The following is a 26,179-nucleotide window of genomic DNA, read 5'->3' on the forward strand; positions in this document are numbered from 1 at the left end:
CAATGCACAACAAGGCTACCGAGGTCGCATTGAAATGGGTCTTGAGCCTACGCAGCGGAACTTCGATCATGGATCGCACTGATGATGGGCCCATCCCCGTCATGGGGGCAGCCGGCCCTATCGGGCGCACATCCAACTCAAACACCCGGCCAGGGTCCACTCTTATTGGTCGCGTTGGCACAGTCGGCGCCATCAACCTTGCGCGGGAGGATTGCTGGGCCTCCGACAACGTGATTGTTGCAACCCCGGGACCGGCCCTCGAAAGCATGTACACATACTACCTGCTAAAGAGTGCGCGCCTACCTGAGCTGGCTTCGAAGACGGCTCAACCACTACTAACAGCTTCTGCAGTTGCAGGGCTTCGATTTACTGTCCCTCCACTGGAAGAGCAGCGCCGCGTCGCCAACTTCCTCGACGTCGAGACCGCCCGCATCGACGCATTGACACGAACTTACGTAAGGCTCAGAGAATTGGTATCCGAGCGATCTCAGTGCGTGATCGATTCGGAGATCGGACATCATCAGAACCTCACCCCATTCCGCTATTTGACTCGCTTCCGCGAAGGCCCCGGAATCATGGCCGTTGACTTTCACGATGAAGGAATTCCGCTCATTCGGATTTCAGGTCTCCATCGCGGGGAGGTCACGCTAAATGGATGCAACTTTCTCGACCCTGAGAAGGTCTCCCGCCAGTGGTCACAGTTCCGCCTAAAATTGGGCGACCGGTTGATTAGTGGAAGCGCCACCATGGGGGGCGTCTCTGTCGTCAAAGATCCAGCCGCCATTGGGGCAATTCCCTACACCGGCTTGATTATTCTGCGACCCGCTCGGCAAGACGTAGAAATGAAGTATGTCGAGGCCTTCCTTCGCTCGTCTTTCTTTTCCCGTCAAATCGATGTTCTGAAGACGGGGGCAACGATGCAGCACTTCGGCCCAACTCACCTATCACAGATTCAAGCCCCAATGCCGTCGCATCATGAGCAGCTCAGGATCGTTGAGAACGTACAGGCTGCACTCGCACATGCTGGCCGATGCGACGATCTTGTCAATCGACAGCTGGCCCTGCTCGCTGAACGCCGCCAGTCCCTCATCACCGCCGCCGTATCCGGACAGCTCGACGTATCCACCGCCAGCGGGCGCAACGTAACGGACGGAGTCACCGCCTAGCCATGAGCCCCATCCACACGGAGTCCGCCTTCGGTGAGGCGATCGTCGCCGCCATGGTCGAGCGCGGCTGGCGCGAAGCGCGCCCGCAGGACTACCAGGCCGACCTCGGCCTGGACACCAACGAACTGTTCACCTTCATCGGGGCGACCCAGCCCGACGAGTGGAGCGAGCTGCTCACCGTCTACGGCGGGGACCCGAACGAGGCGCAGCGCGGGTTCGCCAGCCGCCTCGACCAGGCCATCGCCACCAACGGGCTCCTCGATGTCCTCCGCAACGGCGTCAAGGATCGGGGTGTCCTGCTCCGCGTTGCGTACTTCAAGCCGAACCTGGTCGCCCACGACTCCGTACTGGACGGCTACCGGGCCAATCGCCTCACCGTTGTCCGGGAACTCGAGTACGCGACGAAGCAGGCCGACTGGGGCAACCGGCTCGACCTCACCCTCTTCCTCAACGGAATCCCGGTCGCCACGGCCGAGCTGAAGAACCCGCTGACCAAGCAGGGGGTGGAGCAGGCCAAGGAGCAGTACCGCACCGACCGCGACGCCACCGAGCTGATCTTCACGCGCCGGGTCGTCGCGAACTTCGCCGTCGACCCGGACCTGGTCTTCGTCTCCACCCAGCTCAAGGGCAAGAACACCCGCTTCCTGCCGTTCAACACCGGCTCCAACGGACCCGGGCAGCCCGGCGGCGCCGGCAACCCGGCCCCCACCGCCTACGGCACGTACGCGACCTCCTACCTCTGGGAGCAGGTCTGGCAGCGGGACAACTGGCTGGACCTGCTCCAGCGGTTCGTGCACCTACACAAGAGCAAGACGCCCGGCGGCGGCACGACGAAGGCGATGGTCTTCCCGCGGTTCCAGCAGTGGGACGCGGTCAAGAAGCTCACCGCGCACTCTGCCACCCACGGCGCGGGGCACGACTACCTGGTCATGGCCTCGGCCGGCTCGGGCAAGTCGAACACCATCGGCTGGCTCGCGCACCGCCTCAGTGACCTGCACACCCCGACCGACCCGCGCGAACTCGACCCCGAGGCCATCGCCAAGGGCCTCAAGCCGGGCGTGCCGGTCTTCGACAAGGTCATCGTCATCACCGACCGCCGCAACTTGGACGCCCAGCTCCGCGAAACGGTCGGCAACTTCGAGCAGACCGCGGGCCTCGTCGTGAAGATCGATGAGAAGTACGGGGCAAAGGGCGAGCAGCTCGCCAAGGCCCTCTCCCGGGACACCGGGAAGATCGTCACAGTCACGCTGCATTCCTTCCCGGCGCTGCTGGACTACCTCCAGCGCAACCCCACTGAGATCCAGGGCAGCAGCTTCGCGATCATCGTGGACGAGGCGCACTCCTCGCAGTCCGGTGACGCCGCCACCGCCGTACGGTCCGCGCTGCGCTACCTCGGCCTGGACTCCGACTCGGACGACGCGGGCGCGACCACGGTCAAGGCCCCTGCCGCCGCAACCCTCGACGAGCAGCTCAAAAAGAGGGCCGAGCAGCGTTCCCGTGCCGCGAACCTCTCCTACTTCGCGTTCACCGCCACACCGAAGGCCAAGACCCTTGAACTCTTCGGGACGCTCCAGGACATCGATGGCAAGGCGGCCTACCGGCCCTTCCACACGTATTCCATGCGGCAGGCGATCGAGGAGGGCTTCATCCTCGATCCGCTGCGCAACTACGTCACGTACAACACGTACTGGAAGCTGGTGAACCAGAACCCCGACGAGCGGGAGGTCGACCCGTCGAAGGCGAACGGCCTGCTCGCCCGGTACGCGCTCACCCATGACTCGACGGTCGCCCAGCACGCCCAGGTGATCGTGGAGCACTTCGTGGCGCACAGCCGGGGCCGTCTCGGCGGCCGGGCCAAGTCCATGGTGGTGACCGCCTCCCGGCAGTCCGCCGTGCAGATGGCGCGCGCGATCAAGAGCTACGTCAAGGACCGGGACTACGACACCAAGTACCCCGACCTGGGGGTCCTCGTCGCCTTCTCCGGCTCGCTCACCCTCGACGGCGAGGAGACCACCGAACCGAGGGAGAACGGCGGGCTGTCGGAGAGCGCGCTGCCGAAGGCGTTCGCGTACACGCGTGCCGACGACAAAGCCGCCCGGGCCGGCGGCGCGGGCCAGCGCGAGTACCGGATCCTGGTCGTGGCGGAGAAGTACCAGACCGGCTTCGACCAGCCGCTGCTGACAACGATGTACGTCAACAAGTCACTGACCGGTATCTCCGCCGTCCAGACCTTGTCCCGGCTGAACCGGACCGCCGAGCGCAAGACCCAGGCGGACCTAGCGGTCCTGGACTTCGTCAACGACGCCAACGACATACAGGACTCCTTCCGCCCGTATTTCGAGGAGGCGAACACCCTCCCCTCCGACCCCAACCTGCTCTACACCGCGCAGAGCCGGGTCATGCAGGCGGCGATCCTGTCTGGGCAGGAGATGGATGAGTTCGCCGCCGCGTACTTCGCCGCCAGGGAGAAGGCCGCGGGCTCACAGTCCAAGTGGGAGAAGCTGCACGCCGAGCTGTACCGGCTGCTCTCCCCCGCCGTCGCCCGCTTCACGCCCCTGCTCGAAAGCGAGGAGACGGACGACCAGGAGGCCGCGGAGGACTTCCGCGCCGCCCTCAACGACTACGTCAGGAAGTACGGCTTCCTCGCGCAGATCGTCCCCTACCAGGACGCCGAGTTGGAGCGACTGCACCTCTACGGCCGCTACCTCCTCAACCGGCTGCCGCGCCGGGCGGACGGGGGCGTGGACATCGGCGAGATCGACCTCAGCCACATGCGGGTGGAGAAGACCGGCGAGTACGACGTCTCCCTCACCTCCGAGGGGCCGACCACGATGCCGGGCTTCGGCGACGGCGCGGGCGGTGCCAAGGAGGCGGAGAAGTCGCTGCTCTCGCAGTTGATCGACGACTTCAACGAACGCTTCGGCACCGAGTTCACCGAGCAGGACGTCATCCGCCCGTTCGAGGAGGCCAAGGCCGACCCGAAGGTGCGGGCGGCGGCCGTCGTCAACGACGAGGAGAACTTCGGCCTCGTCTTCGACAACGTCTTCGCGGACAAGATGGCCGACCACATCGACACCATTGCGGGCATGGGCCGCCAGTACTTCGGCCCCGACAAGGGCTTCAAGTCCAGTCTGGACCGCAGCGCCCGCAAGGCCGCCTGGCGGATGATCCGCCGCGAAGAGGGCCTGGACGACGACTTCTGATGTGTACGCCCCGGCCGGAAGTGTCGGCCGGCGCGACCTGCTGGAGCGGCGCGACGCTCCTTGACGATGGGGCAAGGGATCTTCCGCTGCCATGTCGCAGCGGATCGGGAGGGGAAACGATGAACCACGCGCAGGACGAGCTCGAAGAGTCTCGGCTTCAGAAGGCCGTCGAGCTGATCGCCATCACACCGCAGGCGGCCGCTGAGATCGTCGGCGGGTACCGTACGGCGTTCGAGGACAAGTTCGAGCGGGAGCCCGAGAGCCTGGAGGACAAGCGCCGGATCGCGGCCAAGATAATTGGCCGGTACTCCAAACTTTCGGCAGTCACCGGTGCGGTCACCGCAGCTCCAAGTGTGATTCCAGGAGTCGGGACAGCGATCGCCGTCCTGGGCGGCGGTATCACCGATATCGCCGCGGCACTCAAGCTCCAGATCGACATGTGCATGTGCCTGGTCGAGGTCTACGAGACCGAGCTGAGCGATGAGGACAAGAAGCACCTCGCCTTCGTGCTCGCGTTGGCAGGTTCCGTAGAACAGATGGCGTCAAAGGGCGGCAAGGCAGCGGTCATGAAGATCGCCGAGAAGTTGGTCTATCAGTACCTGCGAGGGCCGGCCTTGGTCACGATCAAGCAGTTGTTCAAGCGGGTGTCGATCACTTTCACCCAGAAGGCGATGGCCAAGGCGATTCCCGCCGGCGTAGGTGTCGCCTTCAGCAGCTCAACCAACTACGTCCTGACGACGGTGGTGGGCAAGGTCGCCGTCACCGTCCTGGCCAAAGATGTGAAGTAGCTCTGCTCCATCGGATTCGGCACTGCCGACTCAGTTGCCAGACCGTACTGCAGTCGCACGTGACGATCTGCCGGAGCGGCAGGTCTTGTGAGGGCGTTGGAGCGTCTGATCCGGGGGTGGGTCCCCGATTCTTCGGAGCGGGGACGGTGTTTCCGTCTCGGCCAACCGAGCAAAACGTGGGGCCCAGCCGCCGGTGCGACCGGGCTCCACAGGGCGGGGCGCGCCCTGCCGGCGGGAGGCCGACCGGCCGCCGCACTCTCCTGCCGGTGGTCACCCACCGCGACCAAGCCCCGATCGCACCAGGCCGCTGGACGACAGATCAGCGCAGCGGTCACACTTGACCCCTGACCGTGACTGTTCATCACGCACACCGGGGGCAAGGTGCCGCAGGAGGCGATCTCCGACCGTTACGAACTCCTGGAGGAGCTCAGCCACGGCGGCATGGGCGACGTGTGGCGCGGCTATGACGCCGTGCTCGACCGGCCCGTCGCCGTGAAGCTCATCCGGCAGGCATCGGTCACCTCTCCGCAACTGGCCGAGGAGTTCGCCAAGCGCTTCCGCCGCGAGGCCCGCATCACCGCGCGCATCCAGCACCCCGGTGTGCCGCAGGTGTACGACGCGGTGCTCGACGCGTCGTACGAGCGGCTGTTCCTGGTGATGGAACTAGTCGACGGTGTACCGCTGTCCGCCTACCTGGACCCCGGCCGACCGCTACCGGTCAGCTGGGCGGCCGCCGTCGCCGCGCAGGTTGCGACCGTGCTGTCGTACGCGCACGACGTCCCGGTGATCCACCGAGACCTCAAGCCGGGCAACATCCTCGTCGCACGCGACGGCACCGTGAAGGTCCTTGACTTCGGCATCGCTGCGATCCTGCGCACCGACGTCACCAAACTGACCGCCACCGGCAGCCCCATCGGCACCCACCAGTACATGTCACCCGAACAGGTCCGCGGCGGACGCATCACCCCGCAGACCGATCTGTACGCGCTGGGCTGCGTGCTACACGAACTCCTCAGTGGACGACTCGCGTTCGAGGCGGAGAGCGAGTACCTGCTGATGTACCAGCACGTCAACGCCGCTCCCACCCCGCTGCGACAGCTGCGGCCCGACGTCCCGGAGGCGCTGGAGGATCTGGTCCTGCACCTGCTGCGCAAGGCGCCCGAGGCACGGCCCGCCGACACGCAGGAGGTGTACGCGCGACTACTGCCGTTCCTCCCGCCTCCGGGCCAGGAGCCTGGCACGACTGGCGCCGGGCCGGCTGGCGCGCCCGACCCGACGGGCGTCTTCCGTCGTCCTTTCGCGCCCCGCGCCCGCGCCCAGGCGCTCGCACCTGATGGTTTGCCGCCCACGGCCGTCCTCCCGGGGGGCCAGCCGGTGCCGGTTCCCGCCCAACTGCGCGAGGACATCAAGGAGGCGTACGCCCAGTCCGACGCCCTGTTGGCGGAGGAGCGATTCGCTCAGGCCGCCGAGGTGCTCGGCGAGATCATCGAACCCGCGGCCCTCGCCCTCGGCTCCGAGAGCAGGGCCGTGCTGGCGCTGCGCCGCCAGCGAGCGGCCATCCGCCTCCTCGGCGGCGACTACCGGGCCGCCCTGCCCGAGTTCGAGGCCCTCTCCGACGCCTACGCCCGCATCGCCGGGCCCACCGGCGAGCAGTCCCGTGCCTGCCGCGCCCAGGCGGCCCGGTGCCGCGCCGAACTAGGCCAGGTCACCGACGCGCTCGCCGCGCTCCAGGGCGTGCTGAACGTGGTGCGGGCCGTCGACAGTGACGTGAGCGAGGAAGCGGTGGAGCTGCGGCACAACATCGGGATACTGCTGCTCGCCCAGGGCCGAGCCGCCGAAGCCCGGCAGGTCCTCGAACCGCTTCATCAGGACATGTGCATGGTGTTCGGCTCCGACGACGAGATGACCGTCGAGATCGCCGCGGCGCTGGCCCTGATCCACCTGGACCTCGACGGCGACGCTGCCGGGTAACCCGCTCGTACACCTAACAGGCTCGGTTAGCGTCACTGAAGCAGGCCAAGGACCCGCGCCTCCGGACCCCACCGAAACCCATTACTTCCCCGCGGGCAAAGAGCCCACGAGAGAGAGGGGGCTTTGGCGAGGCTTTGGCGTGCCCTCACACGAGGCGAGAGCCACCAGTCACCGTAGCGCGACTGAGCCGCGCACCCCACACGTTTCGTCGAATCCAGTGATCATGACCGCTGTCCAGCAGCGCTCCGGCGAGCGAGCGGGAGGTCTCCATGCCTAGGATCACCCTCCGCTCAGCCTTCCTCCGCATCGTGCGAAATGGGACACAGCGGTCCGGCACGGGCGCCTAAGCACCCAGACCGCCGAGTCCTATATCAAGGTCGGCGAGCGCCTACTGCGTTTCACCACGGCCCCGGGCGTCACTCGGCTGGACGACATCACAGACGCCGTTGCGCAGACCTTCGTGGACGCGCCAGGACACGACCGGCTAGGGCGACTGATCACGACGCCCGCTGACAACACGCGCCGCGTCCGCAAGTTGGGCGTCGACGCCCTGTTCGCGGAGGCCGGGCACCTCGGCCTGACGACGAAAGCCCCGCCGCTCGACCTTCCACCGATCCCGCGGACCGCGCCCCGGCCCGCCGGCGCGCTCACCGACCGCGACATCGAAGCGCTACGGTTCCACGCCGAACGCGGCATGCCCCAGACTCGGCACGCCGCCGTCCTCGGCCTCCTGCTCTCCGGCCTGCACACCAGTGAGATCGGCTACACCACAGTCAACGACCTCGACCTCCCGCACGCCCGGGTCTGGGCCTGCGGCACCACCCACACCACAGCCCGCTACTGCCCACTCGACGAGGACTGGAGCATCAGAGTCCTACGCCTGCGCGCCGACTGCACCGTCAAGCGCTCAAACGCGGACAGCCCCGGAACCCTCGCCACCATCGCCGGCTCACCCGTCTACCGGCGCCAGGCCAGCGTGTGCACCGCCTTCGGCGAGATCGTCCGCAGTGGCGGCATCGCGGCTGAGGGCCGCTCGGCGGCTCCGCGAGACGTCTCCGGCTGGCTCGCCGCGAAGACCTTAGAGCAGACCGGTCAGATCGCCGACGTCGCTCTCCGCTTCGGCCTGTCCTCCCTCGATGGTGCGGCTCGGCTGGCCGGCTACCAGTGGCAGCCCTCCGTAGAGGAAGCCGACACGTACACCTCGGGACATCTTCAGCCCGGCCAGCTTCGATCCCGAACCCAAGGGTCCCGAGGCCCGGAACATCCCGGAGATCGAACGGCTGGAGCTCGTCGTCGCCAACCCCGCCCTGTACGAGGTGGCCACCGCTGTCCTCCCCCGAAAGGAGCCGGGGACACGCGGACGCACCCCTCACTATCCGCCCTACGTCTTCCTCATCTACGTCTGCGCCATCTCCGTCTTCAACACGGCCCACGAAGGCGCTCCACCGAAGCCAACCTCCAGCACAAGACGATCTGGGAAATCGTCCGCGAAGGAGTACGCCGGTGCCTGGGCGACGAGGAGGCCGACTCCCTCCCCGCCGAAACCGGCCCTCAACGTCATCACTGGCTGCAGTACCGGCACAAAACGCTCGACGCTCTCCCTCAGCTCCGTGAAGCCTCCCGGGACGCCTGGATCAAACAGGCGATCACTCTCGGCTACCTGTCGGAGGAGGGACCCCGCGGCTGCTGGCTGCACCCTGACCGTAGCCAGGTGATCAACGGCGACGCCACCGTCGTCAGACCCCCTTCGGACCAGACCGAGGAGTTCACCCGCGACGAGAAGACCGGCGAGATGCGGCGGCGCAGAGTAGATCCGGACGCTGGAATCCAGATCGAGGGTGGCGACAGGGCCGTCTACGGAAAGAAGACCGTCTCCTTCTCCGTACGCCTGCCGGAGAGAGCTCACAGTCGGATCATCCTGAACGCCGACGGCGCCTGCCACCGGTCCCCGGAAGAGGGTCCGGACAGGGAAGAGGAGGCGAGCACGGCCCTGCGCCTCGCCCACGAGATCCCCGACCGCGCGCCAGGCGTCATCGCCGCCGTGTTCGACACCGCCTGGCGCGGAACCCACCTGGCCAGACTCGTCGCCCGCGGAATCGTCGTCTACACACCACAGCACGACGGAATCAGCCCCAGACCGCTGAACAAGCACCGCTATGACCACTGCATCCACGACGTCTACGCGGCAGCCAGGAGGTCATGCGAACGACACATCTCCATCGACGGGCAGACCATCTACATGCCGCTCCCCGTCCGAGAACTCCCGGTGCGCCCCCGGAGTGAACAGCTACCGCTTCTACCACGCAGTCGAAATTCCCTGCAGGAACGGACCGCACATCGAGCTGATCCCCGTCTACGAGACGAAGGAGGACAGGACACTCGACCCCAGAACCAAGCGACCGAAGTTCAACGGCTGCGAGCAACTCCGCCAGATCCCGCCGAACACCGACCTCGGGGACCGCCTCAAGGGATTCCGCCAGGACAGCGAGCCCACCAACTGCACCCTCGACTACTCCCACTGGGACAAGCGCCTGCCGGCCTACGGCGCCCCCGGAGCCCTGCTCATCTACCTCGGCTTCGCCTGGATGATCAACTCCATCGCCCTCGGCACCGCAGATGAGCCACGCAGGTGACCCGCCGGCTGACCGGCGGCCGGTCAGCCGTCCATCCGGCACCGGGCGGGTAACCCCATCGCCTGCGCACCCCCACCCGCTACACTGACGGCGGTGCGCCGGTCCGCCGGTGCGCCGCCGGATCAGTGGGCCGATGCGTCCGGGATCGTGGCTCCCGCCGCAGGTCTCCGCCGCATTTCTCGCAGATCCCCGCCTTCGTAGCTCAGGGGATAGAGCACCGCTCTCCTAAAGCGGGTGTCGCAGGTTCGAATCCTGCCGGGGGCACCAGGCACCACCGCTCGGACCTGGGGTCCCCAGGGACGCGCTCCACTCGGCCTCGGGCTCTCGCCCGAGGCCGTTTGTATGAGTTGATCGGGCTTCGAAGCGCCGCTGGGCGCTCTCCATCAGGGTTCCGGGTTCCCGCCCGCCACGCCTCGATCACGCTCCGTAGTCGGAGATCGGCATGCCTTTAGGCCGCGCGGTGGCGCGTCGCGTTCGCTTCGTGGAGGGCCGGGCGGGCGGTGACGGGGCGGGTGCACTGGGGGTTGTGGACGGCGGCCGAGTGGTGCCAGAGGAGGCAGCAGGGGTCCAGCGGGGCCGGGGAGGCGAAGGGGTGGGCGCCGCTCTGGCGTGCGTGTTCGCGTTCGGCGCGGGTGCGTTGGTGGCGGGCCCGTTCTCGGCTCGCACACCAGGTGAGGAGCACGGTCGTGTACGCGATCGCTCCGGCCGGCAGCCAGTGGCCCTGGTACGCGGCGTAGAGGGCGGCTGCGGCGAGGAGGGCGCTGATCGCGGTGAGTCCCTGGGCGGTGCGCCGGTGCGTAGTCACGCTACGTGTCCTTCCGTGCGTATTTTCGGATGTTCAGGATTGTTGCATTTCTCGGGCGTTATGGGGATACGTAGACCGGAATCGGTGATGGTCGGTCAGGAGCCTTGTTTCGCTACGGGAGTGGACAAACGCCACCGCCGCCCCGTCCGTGCGGCAACGAGAACGCCGCGGCTGCCCGCCCCCGGTGGGGTCGGGCAGCCGCGGCGTGGTGGGTCCGGGGCGCGGGAGGAGGTCAGCCCAGGCGGCCGACCTTCGCGCCGAAGCCCGGCTCGGTCGTGGCGTTCTGGAGGGCGACCGGGACCGACACCGCGCCGGTGGAGCCGTCGCCGACCTTCAGGGTGCCGACCCGGGTGCCGGCCGCGGCCTCGTGCGCCAGGCCGTCGCCCGCGTCGAGTTCCAGACGGACGGTGTGCCCGGCGAAGCCGACCGCCGACACGTCCTCGGTGACGACGACCGGGGTACGGGTGCCGAGGCCGTCGTCCACGTGGCCGACCACCGTGCCCTTCTTCAGGATGGTCTCGGCCTCGACCTCGCCCTGAGCGGCGATCATGGCCGTCTTGCTGACCGCGTTGACGGTGTCGATGATCGGCGGTCGGTGCTGGCCGAGGATCGCGCCGACCACGATCGCCGTCTCCCCGCCGACCTCCTTGGTCCCGGCGAAGAGCAGGTTGCCGCCGGCCTTGGTGGTGGTGCCGGTCTTGATGCCGATGGCTCCGTCGAAGGGCACCAGACGGTTGTAGTTCATCCACTTCTTACCGGTCTGGTCGGTCCACTCCGGAAGCCGGGTGATGTCCGTGAGGGCCTTCATCCGCACCAGTTCGTTGCCCAGCTTCACCTGGTCCTCGGCGGTGCTGACGGTCGCCTCCTTCAGCCCCGAGGGGTCGGTGTAGGTGGTGTTCTTCATGCCCAGGTCCTCGGCGGCCCGGTTCATCTTCTCGACGAACTCCTTCTCCGAGGAGTCCCAGCGGGCCAGCAGACGGGCGATGTTGTTCGCGGACGGGATCATGATGGCGGCGATCGCGTCCCGCTGGGTGATCTGGTCGCCCTCCTTGAGGGTGTTCAGCGTCGACTCGCCCACGGAGTCGAGCCCGCCCTCCTCCTCCGCCGTGCGGTCCACCGGGATCTTCGCTCCGGCAGAGCCGGGCTTCATCGGGTGCTCCTTGAGGATCACGTACGCCGTCATGGCCTTGGCGACCGAACCGATCGGCACGGGCTTCTGCTCGCCGAACCGGTCCATGGTGCCCACGCCGTTGACGTCCATCCAGCCCTGCCCCTCCGCCGGCCACGGCAGGGAGACCTCCTTCCCCGAGAAGGAGTGCGTCCGTTCGGCGGTGAGCGTCAACGTCGGCTCCGGCAGGGGCCGCAGATACTGTGCGACCGCGAAGACGATCACCAGCAGGAGGACCAGCGGGGTCCAGATCTTGACCCGGCGCACCGCAGTCCGCAGCGGGGTCTCCGGGGGCGGCGGGGTGTTGGTCAACTCGGCGAGGAGGTCCAACGGGGGCTTGGGCGGCAGCGGTTGTTGGGTGGTCCGCTCGGGCTGCGCCGCCGGGAGCGCCGAGGTCTCGCCCGCGCTGCCGTCCGGGCCGGGGCGGGCGGCCGTGGCCCCCGTTCCGGGGCCGGGGTCGGTGCGCGGATCGGGAACCTCGGGCCGGTCGGCGCCGGCGGCCCAGGACGGCTTGGCGGCGGGGCGGCGCGGGGACGCCGGCTCGTCCAAGGGCTTCAGGGCGACGAACTTGCTGGTCCGTTCCTGCGCCCGTTCGGCCGGGGCCCCGGCGTCGTCCCGGTCGGGCGGCCCCTCGTCGTCGCCGTCGGCCTCGCGTATGTCCTCGGTTCCGGCGGCCTTCCCGGACTCCCCCGCCGGGCGCTCGGCCAGGCTGAGGGTCGTGGTGGGCTGGTCGACGCGGGGTGCGGTCGTGGTGCGGAAGACCGCGGTCGCCTGGTCGACGGCCAAACGCTCCTCGGCTTCGTCCGTCTCCTCGTCGGAATCGGAATCGGAGTCGGAGTCGGAGTCGGCGGGGGCAGCAGGGGCAGCGGGGGGCTCCTCGGTGGCGGGGTCGGCCGCGACGGCCGGCCCGTCCTCCGTCGGCCCGTCCCCCTTCGCCGACGGCTCCGGGCGCTCCGGGTCCGGGGTCGCGGGCCGGGCGGAACCCGCGGGTGGCGCGGAAGCGGAATCCGGCTCCGGGCCGCCCCCGGGGCTCGCCTCGGGAGCCTCGGAAGTGTCGTCGGAGTCGTGGTCCCCTTCCTGCGCCCCCTCAGGGCCCTCTGTGGGGCCCTGAGTCGCGCTCTCGGCCCGTTCCCGACCCGAGGGCGAAGCGGAACCGGCTGCGGCCTTCCTGGCGCCGTCCAGGGCTTCGGCGGGCGCTGCGGCCTTCTCAGACTCCTCCGCATCCCCGGCGCCCCCGCCGTCCGCGGCCTCGTCGGCCTCGTCGGCCTCGTCGACGCGATCCGCGTCCTTCGCGCCCTTCGCGTCGTCCGCACCGCTCGCGTCCTCGCCCGACCGCGGGGGGCGGTCCGGCGAGGGCGCGGCGCCCCGCTCGCGTGACGGCGCCGGAACCGATCCGGTCCCGGGTGCCGTCATGATCGTCGGAGACGCGGGGGATGGCGAGACGTCCGCCGGGTCTCCCGATGCGTTCTGCTGCTCCGACCTGTCGGGGGACTCGCCCGCCACCGTGCCTCCTACGCCGTGCTTCCAACCACTCGGCCGAGGAACCGGCCGCATCCGCTCGCCACGGAACGCACGGCAGGCCCCGACCCCGACCCGGGGTGACTACGGCCGCCCCCCAGTCTGCTGGGTTCCGGACCCGCCCCCTGCGGTAGACGAGAACGACATACCTATCGGTTCCACTACAAAACGACCACGCACTCTCGACAGACCAATGTGAGAGGGGTCACCCTGTCATTCATCCACGCGGGGAGGCATGGATGGGCAGGAGCCGCAGAACAATTCCGGAAGAGCTTCTGCTGCTCGCCCTGGACCCGACCACGGGTACCACGGCGCAGCCGCAGTCGCTCGACCTCGGTCTGGCCGGAGCACAGCTAGTAGAGCTGGCGCTGGCCGGACGCATAGCCCCGGACGGGGATCGTATCGCCGTGGTCGTGCCACGGCCGACCGGAGATCCGACGCTGGACTCCGCACTGGAACTGCTGCGCAGGCGCGGCGCACCGGTGCGGGCCGTCCACTGGATAGGCGGGCCCCGACTGGGGCTGCGCCAGACCTATCTCTCGCACCTCGAACGGTGCGGCATGGTGCATGCCGTGGCCGGTCAGATGTGCGGGGTGCTGCCGACGACGCGCTACCAGGCGACGGACACGGCGGTCAGTCGGGAAATCAGGGCCCGACTGGACAGTGCGATCCGCACCGGCGTACCGCCGGACCCCCGGACCGCGGCGCTCGCCGCCCTGGCCCATGCGGTCGGGCTCGGCAAGCACCTGTATCCGGGGAACGAGGGGCGTTCCTCACGGTCCCGGCTGCGGGACCTGATCCGGCACGATCCGATGGGCGGACTCGTGGCGCACGCCGTCATGGACGTCCAGAACGGGGTGGGTGCCGTGCCGCGGCGTGGTGCGTCGCCCGCAGGGGCGACTCCCCGACCGACCGCGGCCCGGGCGGAGCCCGGGGTGGCGGCGGAGCACGGGCCGATGGCCCGGGTCGCCGCGCACTGAGTCCGGCCGTTCGGGCCGGTGACGCGTTCGCGGCGGGCAGGTGGTGCACGGGCACCGCCGGCCCGCCGCATCGTCGTGCCCGCACGCGGGCCTCCGTGGCGGGTCGTCAGGAGGGCCGGCGTGCTCGCGGTGGGCGGACGGGGCGGCCACGACGGCGACGGCGGTCGGCCACGACGGCGAGCGGTCGGCCGGTGCGACCGGTCGACGGGGACGGGCCGGGCGGTGGGGTCGGGGGCGGTGGGCCGGACGACGGGGTCGTGGGAAGACTGGTGTTTGCCAGCGCCGCCACCCCGACGGGTGGCAGTCTGCTGAACAGCAGATACGGATAGTCGCCGGCGACAGCAGCCAGTGGTCGCGGGCCCGGAGCCGGAGGTGCACGCCCATGGCGTCCCATGTCAACCCCACTGTCAGGCGACGACGTCTGGGCCAGGAGCTGCGTCGGCTCCGGGAGCTGAAGGGCATGACCGCCGAGGAGGTGGCCGAACGCCTGCTGGTCTCCCAGTCGAAGATCAGCAGGTTGGAGAACGGCCGGCGCAGCATCAGCCAGCGCGACGTGCGCGACCTGTGCGGGGTGTACGAGGTCGAGGACGCCCGGGTCGTCGACTCGTTGATGCAGATGGCGAAGGACTCGCGCCAGCAGGGGTGGTGGCACTCGTTCGGCGACATCCCCTACAGCGTGTACATCGGGTTGGAGACGGATGCGGCTTCGCTGCGGGTGTACGACCCCCAGGTGGTGCCGGGTCTGCTCCAGACCCGGCCGTACGCGGAGGCGTTGATCTCGGGTGCGCTTCCGGAGACCGCGCTGGGCGAGATCGACAAGCGGGTGCTGGTCCGGTTGCGCCGGCAGGAGCGGATCTCCGCGGCGCAGAATCCCCTGCGGCTGTGGACCGTGCTGGACGAGGCGGCGCTGCGCCGGGTGGTGGGCGGTCGGGACCTGATGCGGGAGCAGTTGGAGTTCCTGGTCGAGCAGTCGCGGCTGCCGCACGTCACGGTGCAGGTGATCCCGTTCGAGATGGGTGCGCACCCGGGGTTGAACGGTCAGTACGCCATTCTGGAGTTTCCCGACGCCTCGGATTCCAGCGTGGTGTACATCGAGGGCGTCACGAGCGACCTCTATCTGGAGAAGGCCCATGACGTGCAGCGCTACAGCGTGATGTACGAGCATTTGCGGGCCCAGGCGTTGAACGTCGAACAGTCGCGTCAGTTCATCTCCGAGATCGCGAAGGAGTACGCGCGCTGAACGAACGGTTTCGGTCGGCTCGTCGGCCCAAGTGGCCTCGACGATAGCGGAAGTGATCGCACGGAGGTACGCTGAGTCACGGTTCTCCTTGATCGTCCGGGGGCGTTCCTCCGGGTGACCGGGGGCTCGGCACCGGCAGCCCGACGGGTGCCGGTCCACCCGCCGCCCCGAGCCTCGTCCGGAGCGAGCCGGACGCCAACTGCCCCGGTAATGCGGGGAATTACCCGCCGTCGAAAAAATTGGCGAATAATACACCTCGGCCAGAAGTCGCGGAACCCTTGAATGCCATTTCCCATCCTGTCGAGTGAATAGCGCGGCCATGAGCCGGAGTTGACGAGTAGCGTCACTCGCGCCTTCGTGGAAACCGTCCGCCGTCACCGGGCCGGTCTCCCGGGGCGGCGACCGCCGGGGCCCCGGCCAACGGACGCGCTCGCCACACGACCGAATGGCAACTGGCAAAATCCGGAGCGAACATGGCAATCCAGCAGGGCTCTACGCGCACGTGGGTCAAGTCCTCCCACTCCACGGGCAACGGCGCGTGCATCGAGGTCAAGTCCCCGCTTGCGCACACCATCAACGTCCGTGACTCCAAGGTCGCCGGGGGACCCGCGCTCGCGCTCGCCCCCGAGTCCTGGACGTCCTTCGTGGCCGGCGTGCACGGGGGCGGGCTCGACCGGGGCTGAGGCCCGCCCGTCGCGGCGCGCCATGCGATCCCCTCGCCCGGTCCGCCGCACCCGTACGACGTGGGTGACCGTCACCGGTCGCCCGAAGAGCCCTCTCGACTGGCCCGCCGTCCCGGCCGAGGGGGCTCGGTCCGTTCCCGGGAACCCCGCGCGGGACGGCCCCGGGTCACTCCCGCGGGTAGCGGGCCAGCCACTCCGGGGAGGAGGCCGCGGGGCCGTGCAGGGACGGCGCCTGGGTCATCTCCATCGCGAAGTCGTCGGCCAGCACCAGGACCGTGGGGCGGCCCTCCAGGGCGGCGAGCCAGGCCGGCGGCAGCGCCGTCTCCCCGTGCAGCGCGCCCAGCAGCGCACCGGTCAGCGCGCCGGCGCCCACCGAGTCCCCGCCGTGGTTGACGGCGAGCGTCAGCCCGTGCCGGATGTCCTCGCCGACCAGGGCGCAGTACAGGGCGGCGCCCAACACCCCGGTGGCCTCCCCCGCCCCGAGCAGTTCCTCGACCCGCTCCGGGCCCGGCGCCCCGCCCCGTACCGCGTCCACGGCCTGCTGGAGCGACTCGGCGACCGGCTCGTGGCCCGCCCACGGTTCGATCGCCTCCAGCGCCTCCTGCACCGCGGCGTCGGGGCCCGTGCCGCGCGCCAGCCCGTGCACCAGCACCGCGAACGCGCCGGCCGCGAGGTGGCCCTCGGGGTGGCCGTGCGTCTGCGCCCCGCACTCGACGGCCAGTTGGACGACGAGGTGCGGCTCCCAGCCGACCAGCAGCCCGAACGGTGCCGACCGGATCATGGCCTCGCACCCCTTCTCGTCCGGGTTCTTCGGCGCGTCGAGGGTGCCCATCGTCTCGTCGCCGAAGCCCACGACCAGGGAACGGGCCGGGTCGCGCCGGGCGTACAGCCACTCCTCCCGGGCGAGCCAACCGAGGTCGGGGCGGCGCTCGTCGGGGCCCCAGTCGCGTTGCGTCGCCGCCCACCGCCGGTACGCCCGGTGCAGGTCGGTCGGCGGGTGCCAGACGCCGACGTCCCGCCGCACCTGGGCGCGGATCAGCCCGTCCACGGTGAAGAGCGTCAGCTGGGTCGCCCCGGTGACCGTCCCGCGCCGGCCGTGGGCCGTGCCGAGGTCGGTGAGGCCGGCCGCGCCGTACGCCTCGCGGATGGCGTCCAGGTCGAGGGCGGCGACGGGTGCTCCGAGGGCGTCCCCGATCGCGAGGCCGAGCAGGGTGCCCCGCACCCGACTGCGGTAGTCCTGCTGTTCGGCTCGTCCCCACACCGCGGTGGCCGCTGCGCTCACCGACGCTCCCTTCCGCCCCCGCCCGGGCTGCTGGCTCGCTGCACTGTAGTGGACCCGTGGGGTGGGGGTGGCGGCGTCACCGGCGGTGTGCGGGAGACGTGTGGACCGTGTGAGGCTTCGGGGTCGGTGGGGCTGGTGGGGTCGACGCCGTCCCGAGGGGCGGTCACCTCCCGTCACCCCCGGCGTACCCGGCGTCCACCTCCCGGAAGGGGCCCAGGAAGCGGGCGCGGCCCTCCTCGGCCACCCAGAGGAAGAGGCCGTCGTCCGGGGCGAGCTCGCCGTTCTCGGCGAAGCGGAAGGTGCGGGTGACGCCGCGGTACGGCCGGGTGCGCAGGGCACGGGCCAGGGCGACGCGGTCGAGCACGGGGAGACCGTCCAGGGTGCGGGCGACCAGGCCCAGGGCGTCGTACGACTCGGCGGCGCCGGGCGGGACGGGTCCCGCCCCGTACTGCTTGCGGTGGGCGGCGACGAAGTCGGCGGCCCGGTCCAGGCCCCGGGGGTCGACCAGCGTGGAGGCGATGGCCCACCCCCGGGCGGCCGGGCCCGCGGCGGTCAGGAACGCGGCGGTGCCGGCGGGTTGGGTGAGGGCCCGGCCGCCGTCGAAGCGGGTGGCGGCCAGGGCCCGGGCGCAGCGCGCCGCCCGCTGCGGGGAGGTGCCGCAGTAGACGACGCCCTGCGCCCCGGCCGCCAGGGCGGCGGCCACCGCGGGGCCGAAGTCGTCGTCCCGTGCCGCCACGGTGTGCACCGAGACGGTGCCCCCGGTCGGCGGGAACTGGCGCACCGCCGTGACCAGGGAGTAGCTCCGGTCACCGGCCTCGCGGTCGTCGATCAGCGCGGTGCGGCGGGCGGGCCGTACCGCGGTGAGCCAGTGCAGGACGGGTGTCGCCAGGCTGTCGGGGGACGGGCTGAGCAGGATCACGGGGTGGTCGGGCGTGCCGGGGGCGGCGCCGGCCGCGCTGCGGGCGGCGTCGGTCACCCAGGCCGTCAGCAGCGGCAGCCCCGCCTTCACGTAGGCGGGGAGCACCGGGACGGCCGTCGCGTCACCGGTCGGCCCGAGCACGGCGTACACCCCGGGGTCCTCGACGAAGCGGCGGGCCGCCTCGCGGGCGCGCCGCGGTTCGCCGCCGTCGTCCCGGCTGAGGAGGCGGAGGGTGTGCGCCCGGTCCGGGCGGGCGTTGTGCGCGGCGACGGCGAGCCGGGCGCCGCGTTCCTGGGCCAGGCCGCGGGCCCGGCCCGGGCCGGAGGTGTCGCCGTGCAGGCCGATGGTGACCTCCGGGACGGCCGGGCGCCGGGGGGTGCCGGGGTCGGGCCGGGCGGCGAGGTAGGCGGTGGTGCCGGCGGCCAGTGTCCCGGCACCGCCGAGCCACAGGAACCGCCGCCGGCGCGGGCCGGGCACGGGCACGGGCACGGGAGCGGTGGTGGTGGGCTGCGGCGGTTCGGGGAGGTCGAGGACCCGGGCGGAGCGTTCGGCGATCAGCGCGGGCAGGTCGGGCGGCAGCCAGGCGTCGTCCCCGGGGGCGCCCGCCCGGTCGGGGACCGGGCCCAGTTCGACGGCGAGGGCGGCGGCGGTGGGCCGGTGGGCGGGGTCCTTGGCCAGGCAGCGGGCCAGGAGGTCCCGCCAGGGGCCGGCGGCGACGCCCGCGAGGTCGGGCGGGTCCTGCACGGTGCGGGCCAGGACGGCGAGGGCCGGGCCGGTGCCGAACGGGCGGCGGCCGGTGGTCGCGTGGGCGAGGACGCAGCCCAGGGCGAACACGTCGCTCGGCGGGCCGACCTCGCCGCTCCGGGCCAGGGCCTGTTCGGGTGCCAGGTAGCCGGCGGTGCCGACCACCGCGTCGGTGGCGGTGAGCGCGGTGGCGCCCGGGGAGCGGGCGATGCCGAAGTCGATGAGCCTGGGCCCGTCCAGGGCCAGCAGGACGTTGCCCGGTTTGACGTCCCGGTGGACGAGGCCGACGGCGTGCACCTCGGTGAGCGCCGCCGCGAGCCGGGCGCCGAGGCCGCGGGCGGCGTGCGGCGGGAACGGACCGCGCTCGGCGAGGGCTTCGGCGAGGGAGGGGCCGGGGACGAAGGCGGTGGCCAGCCAGGGTTCGCGGGCCTCCGGGTCGGCCGCGACCACCGGGACCACGAACCGGTTGGCCAGCCGGCGGGCGCTGTCGACCTCCCGCCGGAAGCGGGTCCGGAACGCCGGGTCCGCCGCGTACTCGGCACGGATCGCCTTGACGGCGACCAGGGCGCCGCCGGTGGAACGGGCCAGGTACACCACGCCCATGCCGCCCGCGCCGAGGCGGGCCAGCAGCCGGTATCCGCCGATCTCCCCGGGGTCGGCCCCCGTCAGCGCCCGCATGTCCGCGTTCCGTTCCCCTCCGTCGCTGCCCCGTCCGGCCGGTGTTCCGTCGTGGTCAGCTCCCCGGGGGACTCGTCGGGGCCGGGCCGAGGTGGTGGAACGCGCCGTTCCTGACCTCGTGGAGGTGCACGCCGTGGGGGGAGTCGAACTCGCCGGTGTCCGCCGTGAACACCAGGGGTTTGGTGACGCCCTCGTACTTCGCTTCGCGCAGCGGACGGCTGAGGGACCGCGGTTCGGGGCGGGCGCCCCCGTCGGCGGCCCGCTCCAGTTCGCGGATCACCAGGTTCACCGCGTCGTAGGTCTCCGCCGCCCAGGGGCCGGGGGCCGCGTCGAACCGGGCCCGGTGGGCGTCGGCGAACCGGCGTATCCCGGGTGCGCCGGGGCCGATCGCGGCGGCGACGACCCGCCAGCCCTCGGCGGCGGCCCCGGCCCGGCGCGGGAACGCGGGGTCGAAGGCGGGCTCGGCGGCGTACCGGGGCCCGGTGAAGCGGCGGGCGGCGAGGGTGCGGGCGAGGCGGGCCGCGCCGACGGCCGGGCCGCAGTACAGGAAGGCGTCGACGCCCGCGTCGAGCATCCCGTCCACGACCGGTCCGAAGCCGTCGCCGAGGGAGGCCGGCACCACCCGGGGGTGGGCGGGGCGGCCCAGTTGCCCAAGGGCGCGGGCGGCCATGCCCGCGTACATCCAGGCCGTGGTCTCCTCCGCCCGGTCCTGGATGATGCCCGGCCGGCGCGGTTCGGCGGCGGCCAGGGCGTACGCGACCTGCGCCGCCGCGTAGAAGTGCGCGGGGCGGGCGCGCAGGAACATCCGGGACTGGCCCTGCTCGGGGCTGGTGCGGCCGTTGGTGACGGTGAGCACGGGGACCGTCGCGTCCTCGTACACCGTCAGCGCGGCGTCCGAGGTGCGGTCGGTGCTGGAGCCGATGACGGCGAGGACGTCCCGGTCGGCGACGAGCCGACGGGCCGCGGCCGCGGCCCGCTCCGGCCGGCCGGCGTCGTCGCTGGTCTTCAACGTCAGCTCGAAGGAGCGCAGGCCCCGCGCGTTGTACTGCTCCACGGCCAACCGGGCCGCGCGTTCCTGGGCGCGGCCGACCCGTGCGGTGGGGCCCGACAAGTCGCCCTGGAGGCCGATGGTCCAGCGGCGGGCCGGGGGCCCGTCCGCCGCGGAACCGTTCCGGCGCCAGGCCCAGAGGCCGGCTCCGCCGCCCCCGGCGAGGACCAGGCCGCCGGCGGCGAACGCCAGGAAACGGCGCCGGCCGCCGGGGACGGCCCGGGGCGGGTCGACCCGGGTGGGCTCGATGTCGGGCAGGGCGAGCATCGCCGCCGAACGGTCGGCGATCATCCGCACCACCGGGGGCGGCAACCAGTCGGCGGGGCCCGGCGCCCCGTCCTCGGCGACGGCGGCCGCCACCTCGGCCGCGGTGGGGCGCTCGGCGGGGTCCTTGGCGAGGCAGCGGCGCAGCAGGGCGACCAGGTCGGCGGCCGCCGGATCGGGCGCCGGTCCGGGGGCGTCCCGTGGTGCGTCGCGGGGCTCGGTGCCGAGGGCGAGGCGCGGGTCGGGTCGGCGCTCCGGGTCGGGTCCGGCGGCCGGGGCGGCGATGCCGTCGAGGTCGGGTTCGTCGTGGACGGTGCGGTACAGCAGCGCGTCGACGGCGCCGGAACCGAACGGGGGCCGTCCGGTGGCGGCGTAGGCGAGCAGACAGCCGAGGGCGAACACGTCGCTGGCCGGGCCGAGTTCGGTGCCGTCGGCGCGGGCCTGTTCGGGGGCGAGGAAGCCGGGGGTGCCGATGACGAGGTCGGCGGAGGTGAGCGCGGTGCCGTCCACGGCGCGGGCGATGCCGAAGTCGATGAGCCGGGGCCCGTCGACGGCGAGGAGGACGTTGCCGGGCTTGACGTCCCGGTGCACCAGGCCCGCGGCGTGCACCGCGCCCAGCGCGCTCGCCAGCGCCCCGGCGAGGTACCGCACGCTGCGCACGGGCAGCGGCCCGCACGCCGCCACCGCCTCCTGGAGCGGCGGCCCGGGCACGAAGGCGGTGGCCAGCCAGGGCTGTTCGGCGTCCAGATCGGCGCCGGTCACCGGGACGGCCCAGGGACTGTCCACCCGGCGGGCGGCGTCCGCCTCGCGGCGGAAGCGGGCCCGGAAGTCCTCGCTGTCGGCGTGCTCGGCCCGGATGACCTTGACCGCGGCGAGGGCCCCGGACGCGGCGCGGGCGAGGTAGACGACGCCCATGCCGCCGGCGCCGAGCCGGGCGAGCAGTCGGTGGCCGCCGACGGCCGGCGGATCGTTCGGGAGCAGGGGTTCGGTCATGCCCCGGCCCCCAGGGCCTCGGTGAGCCGTGCCTTCATGTAGACGAGTACCTGCGCGGCGGAGCGGCGCAGCTCCTGGTCCTCGAAGCCCTCGGCGCCCTTGATGACCAGGGCGACGGTGACCGGGCCCAGGCGGTCCTGGTGCCAGGCGTAGTAGGCGGGCTCGCCGCCGACGCGCTCGTCGAGGAACCGGCCGCCCTCCATCAGGGTGTCGTCGGAGGTGCGGTTGGCGCCGTCGCCGAAGCCCGCGCCCATGGACATCAGGCCGGTGATCCGTTCGCTGCCGCCGAGCCGTTGGTCGGGGCAGCGCAGGGCCTCTTCGAGGGTCTCCGCCATCTCCCAGTCGGCGCTGGACTCGGTGCGGTGCACGGTCACCGTCGCGGCGACCCGGAGGGTGCCCCTGCCGTCGGCGGCGGGGAGGCGGCTGCGGCGGGTGAAGCTGGCGAGGACGTCCCGGGGCGGTGCGCCGCCGCGCCAGGTGCAGGAGGCGTCCAGCACGTTCCAGGCGGCGGGGCCGCTCTCGTACGGGGTGGCCCGCCGGTAGTCGCGGCCGAGGTCCTCGGGTCCGGCCGCGACCACCCGGGCGAGGGCGAGGGCGGCGGCCCGGTCGCGGGGGACGCGCGCGGGGTCGGGGTCGAAGTCGAAGCCGGTGGGTCCGGGGACGGGGGGATCGCCGCCGCCGCGGGGGGCGCCCTGCGCCCCGGTGGGGGTGGTGGTCGCCGGGTCCTTCCCGTCCGACCGCTCCCCTCCCCCGCCGCCGCATCCCGCGAGCAGCACCGCGCACAGCCCGGCGGCGCCCGCCGTCCGGGCGAGGGCCCCCGCCCGTTTCACGTCACTCATCCGTCTCCCCACCCGAGCCGGGTGGGCGGGCACGCCGCGCCGTCCGTACCGCGGCACCGGTGACCCGCCCGTGGCTTCCCGCCCCCTGCGACGTGCTCCGCGGGGCCGTTGGTTCCGCCCCGCCGGCATCGGTGCCGGGCCGGGTCGGGGCGCTACCGGCGGTGGGGGTCGCCCAGGCCCGGCGGACGGTTGCGGGCCCCGGGCCCGTAGTTCTGCCGGTCCTCGTACGCCTGGATCCGTCGCTGCTGTTCGATGAGGAGGCCGTCGACGTTCTCGGTGGTCGAGGACGGTCGGCGCAGCAGGACGACGACCAACACCCCCACGATCGCCGCCAGCACCCCGAAGAAGCTCGCCAGGAACAGCACGCTCGTCACCCCCCGTGATCCGTCGTCCGCGCCTCCGCCGGGTCGGCGCCCGGCCGAATGACGGCTCGAACGGGCGCGCAGTCCGGTCGAGGATAATGCCGGCCCGCCGGTCGCGCCAGGGCATCGTTGCTGGTGGAGGCCCCGCTGACGGGGTCGGCGGGCGCTCGTATGCTCGCCGTATGACAGATGCCCGGACCCCGTCAGGCCCCGCCGATCACGCAGTTCCGGCCCGAGGGGGCGCGGCCGGGCCGACCGCCAATTCCCTGCGCAGAGCGTTGCGTCGGGCCCGGGACGGGGTCGCGCTGGACCTCGCCGAGGCGACCGCGCTGCTCCAGGCCCGCGGCGCGGACCTGGAGGACCTGTGCGCCTCGGCGGCCCGGGTCCGGGACGCGGGGCTGGCGGCGGCGGGCCGGCCCGGGGTCATCACCTACTCCAAGAGCGTGTTCATCCCGCTGACCCGGCTGTGCCGGGACACCTGCCACTACTGCACCTTCGTCACCGTCCCCGGCAAGTTGCGCCGGGCCGGGCACGGCATGTTCCTCTCGCCCGACGAGGTGCTGGACATCGCCCGGCGCGGCGCCGAACTGGGCTGCAAGGAGGCGTTGATCACCCTCGGGGACAAGCCCGAGGCCCGGTGGCCGGAGGCCCGCGCCTGGTTGGCCGCGGAGGGGTACGACGACACCCTGGCGTACGTGCGGGCGATGTCGATCCGCATCCTGGAGGAGACGGGGCTGCTGCCGCACCTCAACCCGGGGGTGCTGAGCTGGACGGACCTCCAGCGGCTGAAGCCGGTGGCGCCGTCGATGGGCATGATGCTGGAGACGACGGCGACCCGGCTGTGGAGCGAGCCGGGCGGCCCGCACCACGGTTCGCCCGACAAGGAGCCCGCGGTCCGGCTGCGGGTGCTGGAGGACGCGGGCCGCAGTTCGGTGCCGTTCACCAGCGGAGTGCTGCTGGGCATCGGCGAGACGTACGAGGAGCGCGCGGAGTCGCTGTTCGCGCTGCGGAAGGTGGCCCGCGCCTACGGGGGCGTCCAGGAGCTGATCATCCAGAACTTCCGGGCCAAGCCGGACACCGCGATGCGCGGCAGGCCGGACGCGGAGTTGGACGACCTGGTGGCCGCGGTGGCGGTGGCCCGGCTGCTGATGGGCCCGGCGGGGTGCATCCAGGCCCCGCCGAACCTGGTGGACGAGGAGTACGGGCGGCTGATCCGGGCCGGCGTCGACGACTGGGGCGGGGTGTCGCCGCTGACCATCGACCACGTCAACCCGGAGCGGCCCTGGCCGCGGATCGAGGAGTTGGCGCGGCACTCGGCGGCGGCCGGCTTCACGCTGCGCGAACGGCTCTGCGTGTACCCGGAGTTCGTGCAGCGGGGCGAGCCCTGGTTGGACCCGCGGGTGGTGCCCCACGTGCGGGCGCTGGCCGACCCGGTGACCGGACTGGCCGACCCGGACGCCCGGCCGGTGGGGCTGCCCTGGCAGGAGCCCGACGAGGGGTTCGCCGCGCCCTCGGGCCGCACCGACCTGCACCGCACCATCGACACCGAGGGCCGCACCGCCGACCGGCGGGAGGACTTCGACGCGGTGTACGGCGACTGGGAGGCGCTGCGCGAGGCCGCCGCGCCGGGGATGGTGCCGTCCCGGATCGACGGGGACGTGCGCGGCGCGCTGCGCACCGCGGCGGACGATCCGACCCGGCTGGACGACGCCCAGGCGCTGGCGCTGCTGCACGCGGACGGTCCGGCGCTGGACGCGCTGTGCCGGGTGGCGGACGACCTGCGCGCGTCGGTCGTCGGCGAGGAGGTGACGTACGTCGTCACCCGGAACATCAACTTCACCAACGTCTGCTACACGGGCTGCCGGTTCTGCGCCTTCGCGCAGCGCCGCACCGACGCCGACGCGTACACGCTGTCCCTGGAACAGGTCGCGGACCGGGTGGCGCAGGCGTGGGAGGTGGGCGCGGTCGAGGTGTGCATGCAGGGCGGCATCCACCCGGACCTGCCCGGGACGGCGTACTTCGACCTGGCGCGGGCGGTGAAGGCCCGGGTGCCGGGCATCCACCTGCACGCGTTCTCGCCGATGGAGGTCGTCAACGGGGCGAGCCGCACCGGGCTGTCGATCCGGGAGTGGCTGGCGGCCGCCCGGGAGGCGGGGCTCGACTCGGTGCCGGGCACGGCGGCGGAGATCCTGGACGACGAGGTGCGCTGGGTGCTCACCAAGGGCAAGCTGCCGACGGCCACCTGGCGGGAGGTCATCGAGACGGCGCACGAGCTGGGCCTGCGCTCCTCGTCCACGATGATGTACGGGCACGTGGACCAGCCCCGGCACTGGCTGGGGCACCTGCGGACCCTGGTGGAGGTGCAGGAACGGGCGCAGGAGAAGGGCGTCGCGGGGTTCACCGAGTTCGTGACGCTGCCCTTCGTGCACACCAACGCCCCGGTGTACCTCGCGGGCATCGCCCGCCCCGGTCCGACGACCCGGGACAACCGGGCGGTGACCGCGATGGCCCGGCTGCTGCTCCACCCGCACGTGCGCAACATCCAGACGAGCTGGGTGAAGCTGGGCGCCGAGGGGGCGGCGGAGATGCTGCGTTCCGGGGCGAACGACCTGGGCGGCACCCTGATGGAGGAGACCATCTCCCGGATGGCCGGCTCGGGCTACGGCTCCTACCGGTCGGTCAAGGACCTGGTCGCCATCGCGGAGGCGGCGGGCCGGCCGGCCCGGCCCCGGACGACCCTGTACGGGGAGGTGCCCGAGGAGCGGCAGCGGGCCGCGGCGGGCTCGGACGGTCACCTGCCGCGGCTGCTGCCGGTGCTTCCCGCGGGCGAGGAGTAGGGCGGGGCGGGGCGGCGGAGGATCCGCCTCCGCCGTGATCACGGACCGGGTAGGTTCA

17 protein-coding genes and 1 tRNA gene are annotated in these 26,179 nt (G+C 71.9%); 10 read left to right on the top strand and 8 right to left on the bottom strand.

Annotated features, from left to right (window positions below; genetic code table 11):
- Nucleotides 1–2: 2 nt before the first annotated feature.
- The 4 genes from ABT092_RS19500 to ABT092_RS19515 all read left to right on the top strand — a co-directional run bounded on the left by ABT092_RS19500 (nucleotide 3) and on the right by ABT092_RS19515 (nucleotide 7,128).
- Entirely contained in the window at nucleotides 3–1,166 is a 1,164-nt protein-coding gene (locus ABT092_RS19500) for a restriction endonuclease subunit S (RefSeq protein ID WP_351245446.1), read from the top strand.
- Between the two features lie 2 nt (nucleotides 1,167–1,168).
- A complete protein-coding gene (locus ABT092_RS19505; RefSeq protein ID WP_351245448.1) occupies nucleotides 1,169–4,369 on the top strand; it encodes a type I restriction endonuclease subunit R in 3,201 nt (1,066 codons plus the stop codon).
- A 119-nt stretch (nucleotides 4,370–4,488) separates the two neighbouring features.
- Nucleotides 4,489–5,157, top strand: coding sequence for a hypothetical protein (locus tag ABT092_RS19510; protein ID WP_351245450.1), 669 nt, complete (start codon nucleotides 4,489–4,491; stop codon nucleotides 5,155–5,157).
- A 381-nt stretch (nucleotides 5,158–5,538) separates the two neighbouring features.
- The gene (locus tag ABT092_RS19515; RefSeq protein ID WP_351245452.1) at nucleotides 5,539–7,128 is read left to right on the top strand and encodes a serine/threonine-protein kinase; all 1,590 of its coding nucleotides are present in this window, start codon (nucleotides 5,539–5,541) and stop codon (nucleotides 7,126–7,128) included.
- A gap of 1,396 nt (nucleotides 7,129–8,524) precedes the next feature.
- Here ABT092_RS19515 and ABT092_RS19520 read toward each other — a convergent pair.
- Nucleotides 8,525–9,301 (bottom strand): hypothetical protein, encoded by a 777-nt coding sequence (locus ABT092_RS19520; RefSeq protein WP_351245454.1) that lies wholly within the window; start codon nucleotides 9,299–9,301, stop codon nucleotides 8,525–8,527.
- A 106-nt stretch (nucleotides 9,302–9,407) separates the two neighbouring features.
- On the opposite strand from ABT092_RS19520, the gene ABT092_RS19525 reads away from it, so the two are divergent.
- Nucleotides 9,408–9,761: a hypothetical protein gene (locus ABT092_RS19525; protein ID WP_351245456.1), complete on the top strand. Its 354-nt coding sequence runs from the start codon at nucleotides 9,408–9,410 to the stop codon at nucleotides 9,759–9,761.
- Between the two features lie 191 nt (nucleotides 9,762–9,952).
- Nucleotides 9,953–10,028, top strand: a tRNA-Arg gene (locus ABT092_RS19530).
- Between the two features lie 181 nt (nucleotides 10,029–10,209).
- On the opposite strand, the gene ABT092_RS19535 is transcribed toward ABT092_RS19530, so the two are convergent.
- Both ABT092_RS19535 and ABT092_RS19540 read right to left on the bottom strand, forming a co-directional pair.
- Nucleotides 10,210–10,566 (bottom strand): hypothetical protein, encoded by a 357-nt coding sequence (locus ABT092_RS19535; protein WP_351245458.1) that lies wholly within the window; start codon nucleotides 10,564–10,566, stop codon nucleotides 10,210–10,212.
- 232 nt (nucleotides 10,567–10,798) lie between these two features.
- A complete protein-coding gene (locus tag ABT092_RS19540; protein ID WP_351245460.1) occupies nucleotides 10,799–13,147 on the bottom strand; it encodes a serine hydrolase in 2,349 nt (782 codons plus the stop codon).
- Between the two features lie 344 nt (nucleotides 13,148–13,491).
- Here ABT092_RS19540 and ABT092_RS19545 point away from each other — a divergent pair, with 344 nt between their 5' ends.
- From ABT092_RS19545 to ABT092_RS19555, 3 genes are all read left to right on the top strand, one after another.
- Nucleotides 13,492–14,232: a GOLPH3/VPS74 family protein gene (locus ABT092_RS19545; RefSeq protein WP_351245462.1), complete on the top strand. Its 741-nt coding sequence runs from the start codon at nucleotides 13,492–13,494 to the stop codon at nucleotides 14,230–14,232.
- A 382-nt stretch (nucleotides 14,233–14,614) separates the two neighbouring features.
- On the top strand, nucleotides 14,615–15,472 hold the full coding sequence (locus ABT092_RS19550; protein ID WP_351245464.1) for a helix-turn-helix domain-containing protein: 858 nt from the start codon (nucleotides 14,615–14,617) through the stop codon (nucleotides 15,470–15,472).
- A 473-nt stretch (nucleotides 15,473–15,945) separates the two neighbouring features.
- On the top strand, nucleotides 15,946–16,155 hold the full coding sequence (locus tag ABT092_RS19555) for a DUF397 domain-containing protein (protein ID WP_351245466.1): 210 nt from the start codon (nucleotides 15,946–15,948) through the stop codon (nucleotides 16,153–16,155).
- A 166-nt stretch (nucleotides 16,156–16,321) separates the two neighbouring features.
- Here ABT092_RS19555 and ABT092_RS19560 read toward each other — a convergent pair whose 3' ends face one another.
- From ABT092_RS19560 to ABT092_RS19580, 5 genes are all read right to left on the bottom strand, one after another.
- Nucleotides 16,322–17,437, bottom strand: coding sequence for an ADP-ribosylglycohydrolase family protein (locus ABT092_RS19560; RefSeq protein ID WP_351245468.1), 1,116 nt, complete (start codon nucleotides 17,435–17,437; stop codon nucleotides 16,322–16,324).
- A 163-nt stretch (nucleotides 17,438–17,600) separates the two neighbouring features.
- Entirely contained in the window at nucleotides 17,601–19,778 is a 2,178-nt protein-coding gene (locus ABT092_RS19565) for a bifunctional serine/threonine-protein kinase/ABC transporter substrate-binding protein (protein WP_351245470.1), read from the bottom strand.
- A gap of 55 nt (nucleotides 19,779–19,833) precedes the next feature.
- Nucleotides 19,834–22,083, bottom strand: a complete 2,250-nt coding sequence (locus ABT092_RS19570) for a bifunctional serine/threonine-protein kinase/ABC transporter substrate-binding protein (RefSeq protein ID WP_351245472.1) — start codon at nucleotides 22,081–22,083, stop codon at nucleotides 19,834–19,836.
- Nucleotides 22,080–22,922 carry a hypothetical protein gene (locus ABT092_RS19575; RefSeq protein ID WP_351245474.1) on the bottom strand — a complete coding sequence of 281 codons (843 nt, stop codon included), beginning with the start codon at nucleotides 22,920–22,922 and terminating at the stop codon, nucleotides 22,080–22,082. The genes ABT092_RS19570 and ABT092_RS19575 overlap by 4 nt, the downstream gene beginning before the upstream one ends.
- Nucleotides 22,923–23,074: 152 nt before the next feature.
- Nucleotides 23,075–23,296 carry a hypothetical protein gene (locus ABT092_RS19580; RefSeq protein WP_351245476.1) on the bottom strand — a complete coding sequence of 74 codons (222 nt, stop codon included), beginning with the start codon at nucleotides 23,294–23,296 and terminating at the stop codon, nucleotides 23,075–23,077.
- A gap of 170 nt (nucleotides 23,297–23,466) precedes the next feature.
- Between ABT092_RS19580 and ABT092_RS19585 the strand changes: the two genes are divergently transcribed.
- Nucleotides 23,467–26,121 carry a bifunctional FO biosynthesis protein CofGH gene (locus ABT092_RS19585; RefSeq protein WP_351245478.1) on the top strand — a complete coding sequence of 885 codons (2,655 nt, stop codon included), beginning with the start codon at nucleotides 23,467–23,469 and terminating at the stop codon, nucleotides 26,119–26,121.
- The last annotated feature ends 58 nt before the right edge of the window (nucleotides 26,122–26,179 follow it).

It is taken from the genome of Streptomyces sp. NPDC002490 (assembly GCF_040296045.1).
Taxonomy (GTDB): Bacteria; Actinomycetota; Actinomycetes; order Streptomycetales; family Streptomycetaceae; genus Streptomyces.

Excerpts from the sequence above, each read along its gene's own strand:
- ABT092_RS19540 (WP_351245460.1), bottom strand. The coding sequence starts at position 13,147 with ATGACGGCACCCGGGACCGGATCGGTTCCGGCGCCGTCACGCGAGCGG.
- ABT092_RS19545 (WP_351245462.1), top strand. The coding sequence starts at position 13,492 with ATGGGCAGGAGCCGCAGAACAATTCCGGAAGAGCTTCTGCTGCTCGCC.
- ABT092_RS19505 (WP_351245448.1), top strand. The coding sequence starts at position 1,169 with ATGAGCCCCATCCACACGGAGTCCGCCTTCGGTGAGGCGATCGTCGCC.
- ABT092_RS19510 (WP_351245450.1), top strand. The coding sequence starts at position 4,489 with ATGAACCACGCGCAGGACGAGCTCGAAGAGTCTCGGCTTCAGAAGGCC.
- ABT092_RS19565 (WP_351245470.1), bottom strand. The coding sequence starts at position 19,778 with ATGCGGGCGCTGACGGGGGCCGACCCCGGGGAGATCGGCGGATACCGG.
- ABT092_RS19500 (WP_351245446.1), top strand. The coding sequence starts at position 3 with ATGCACAACAAGGCTACCGAGGTCGCATTGAAATGGGTCTTGAGCCTA.
- ABT092_RS19570 (WP_351245472.1), bottom strand. The coding sequence starts at position 22,083 with ATGACCGAACCCCTGCTCCCGAACGATCCGCCGGCCGTCGGCGGCCAC.
- ABT092_RS19550 (WP_351245464.1), top strand. The coding sequence starts at position 14,615 with ATGGCGTCCCATGTCAACCCCACTGTCAGGCGACGACGTCTGGGCCAG.
- ABT092_RS19585 (WP_351245478.1), top strand. The coding sequence starts at position 23,467 with ATGACAGATGCCCGGACCCCGTCAGGCCCCGCCGATCACGCAGTTCCG.
- ABT092_RS19555 (WP_351245466.1), top strand. The coding sequence starts at position 15,946 with ATGGCAATCCAGCAGGGCTCTACGCGCACGTGGGTCAAGTCCTCCCAC.
- ABT092_RS19575 (WP_351245474.1), bottom strand. The coding sequence starts at position 22,922 with ATGAGTGACGTGAAACGGGCGGGGGCCCTCGCCCGGACGGCGGGCGCC.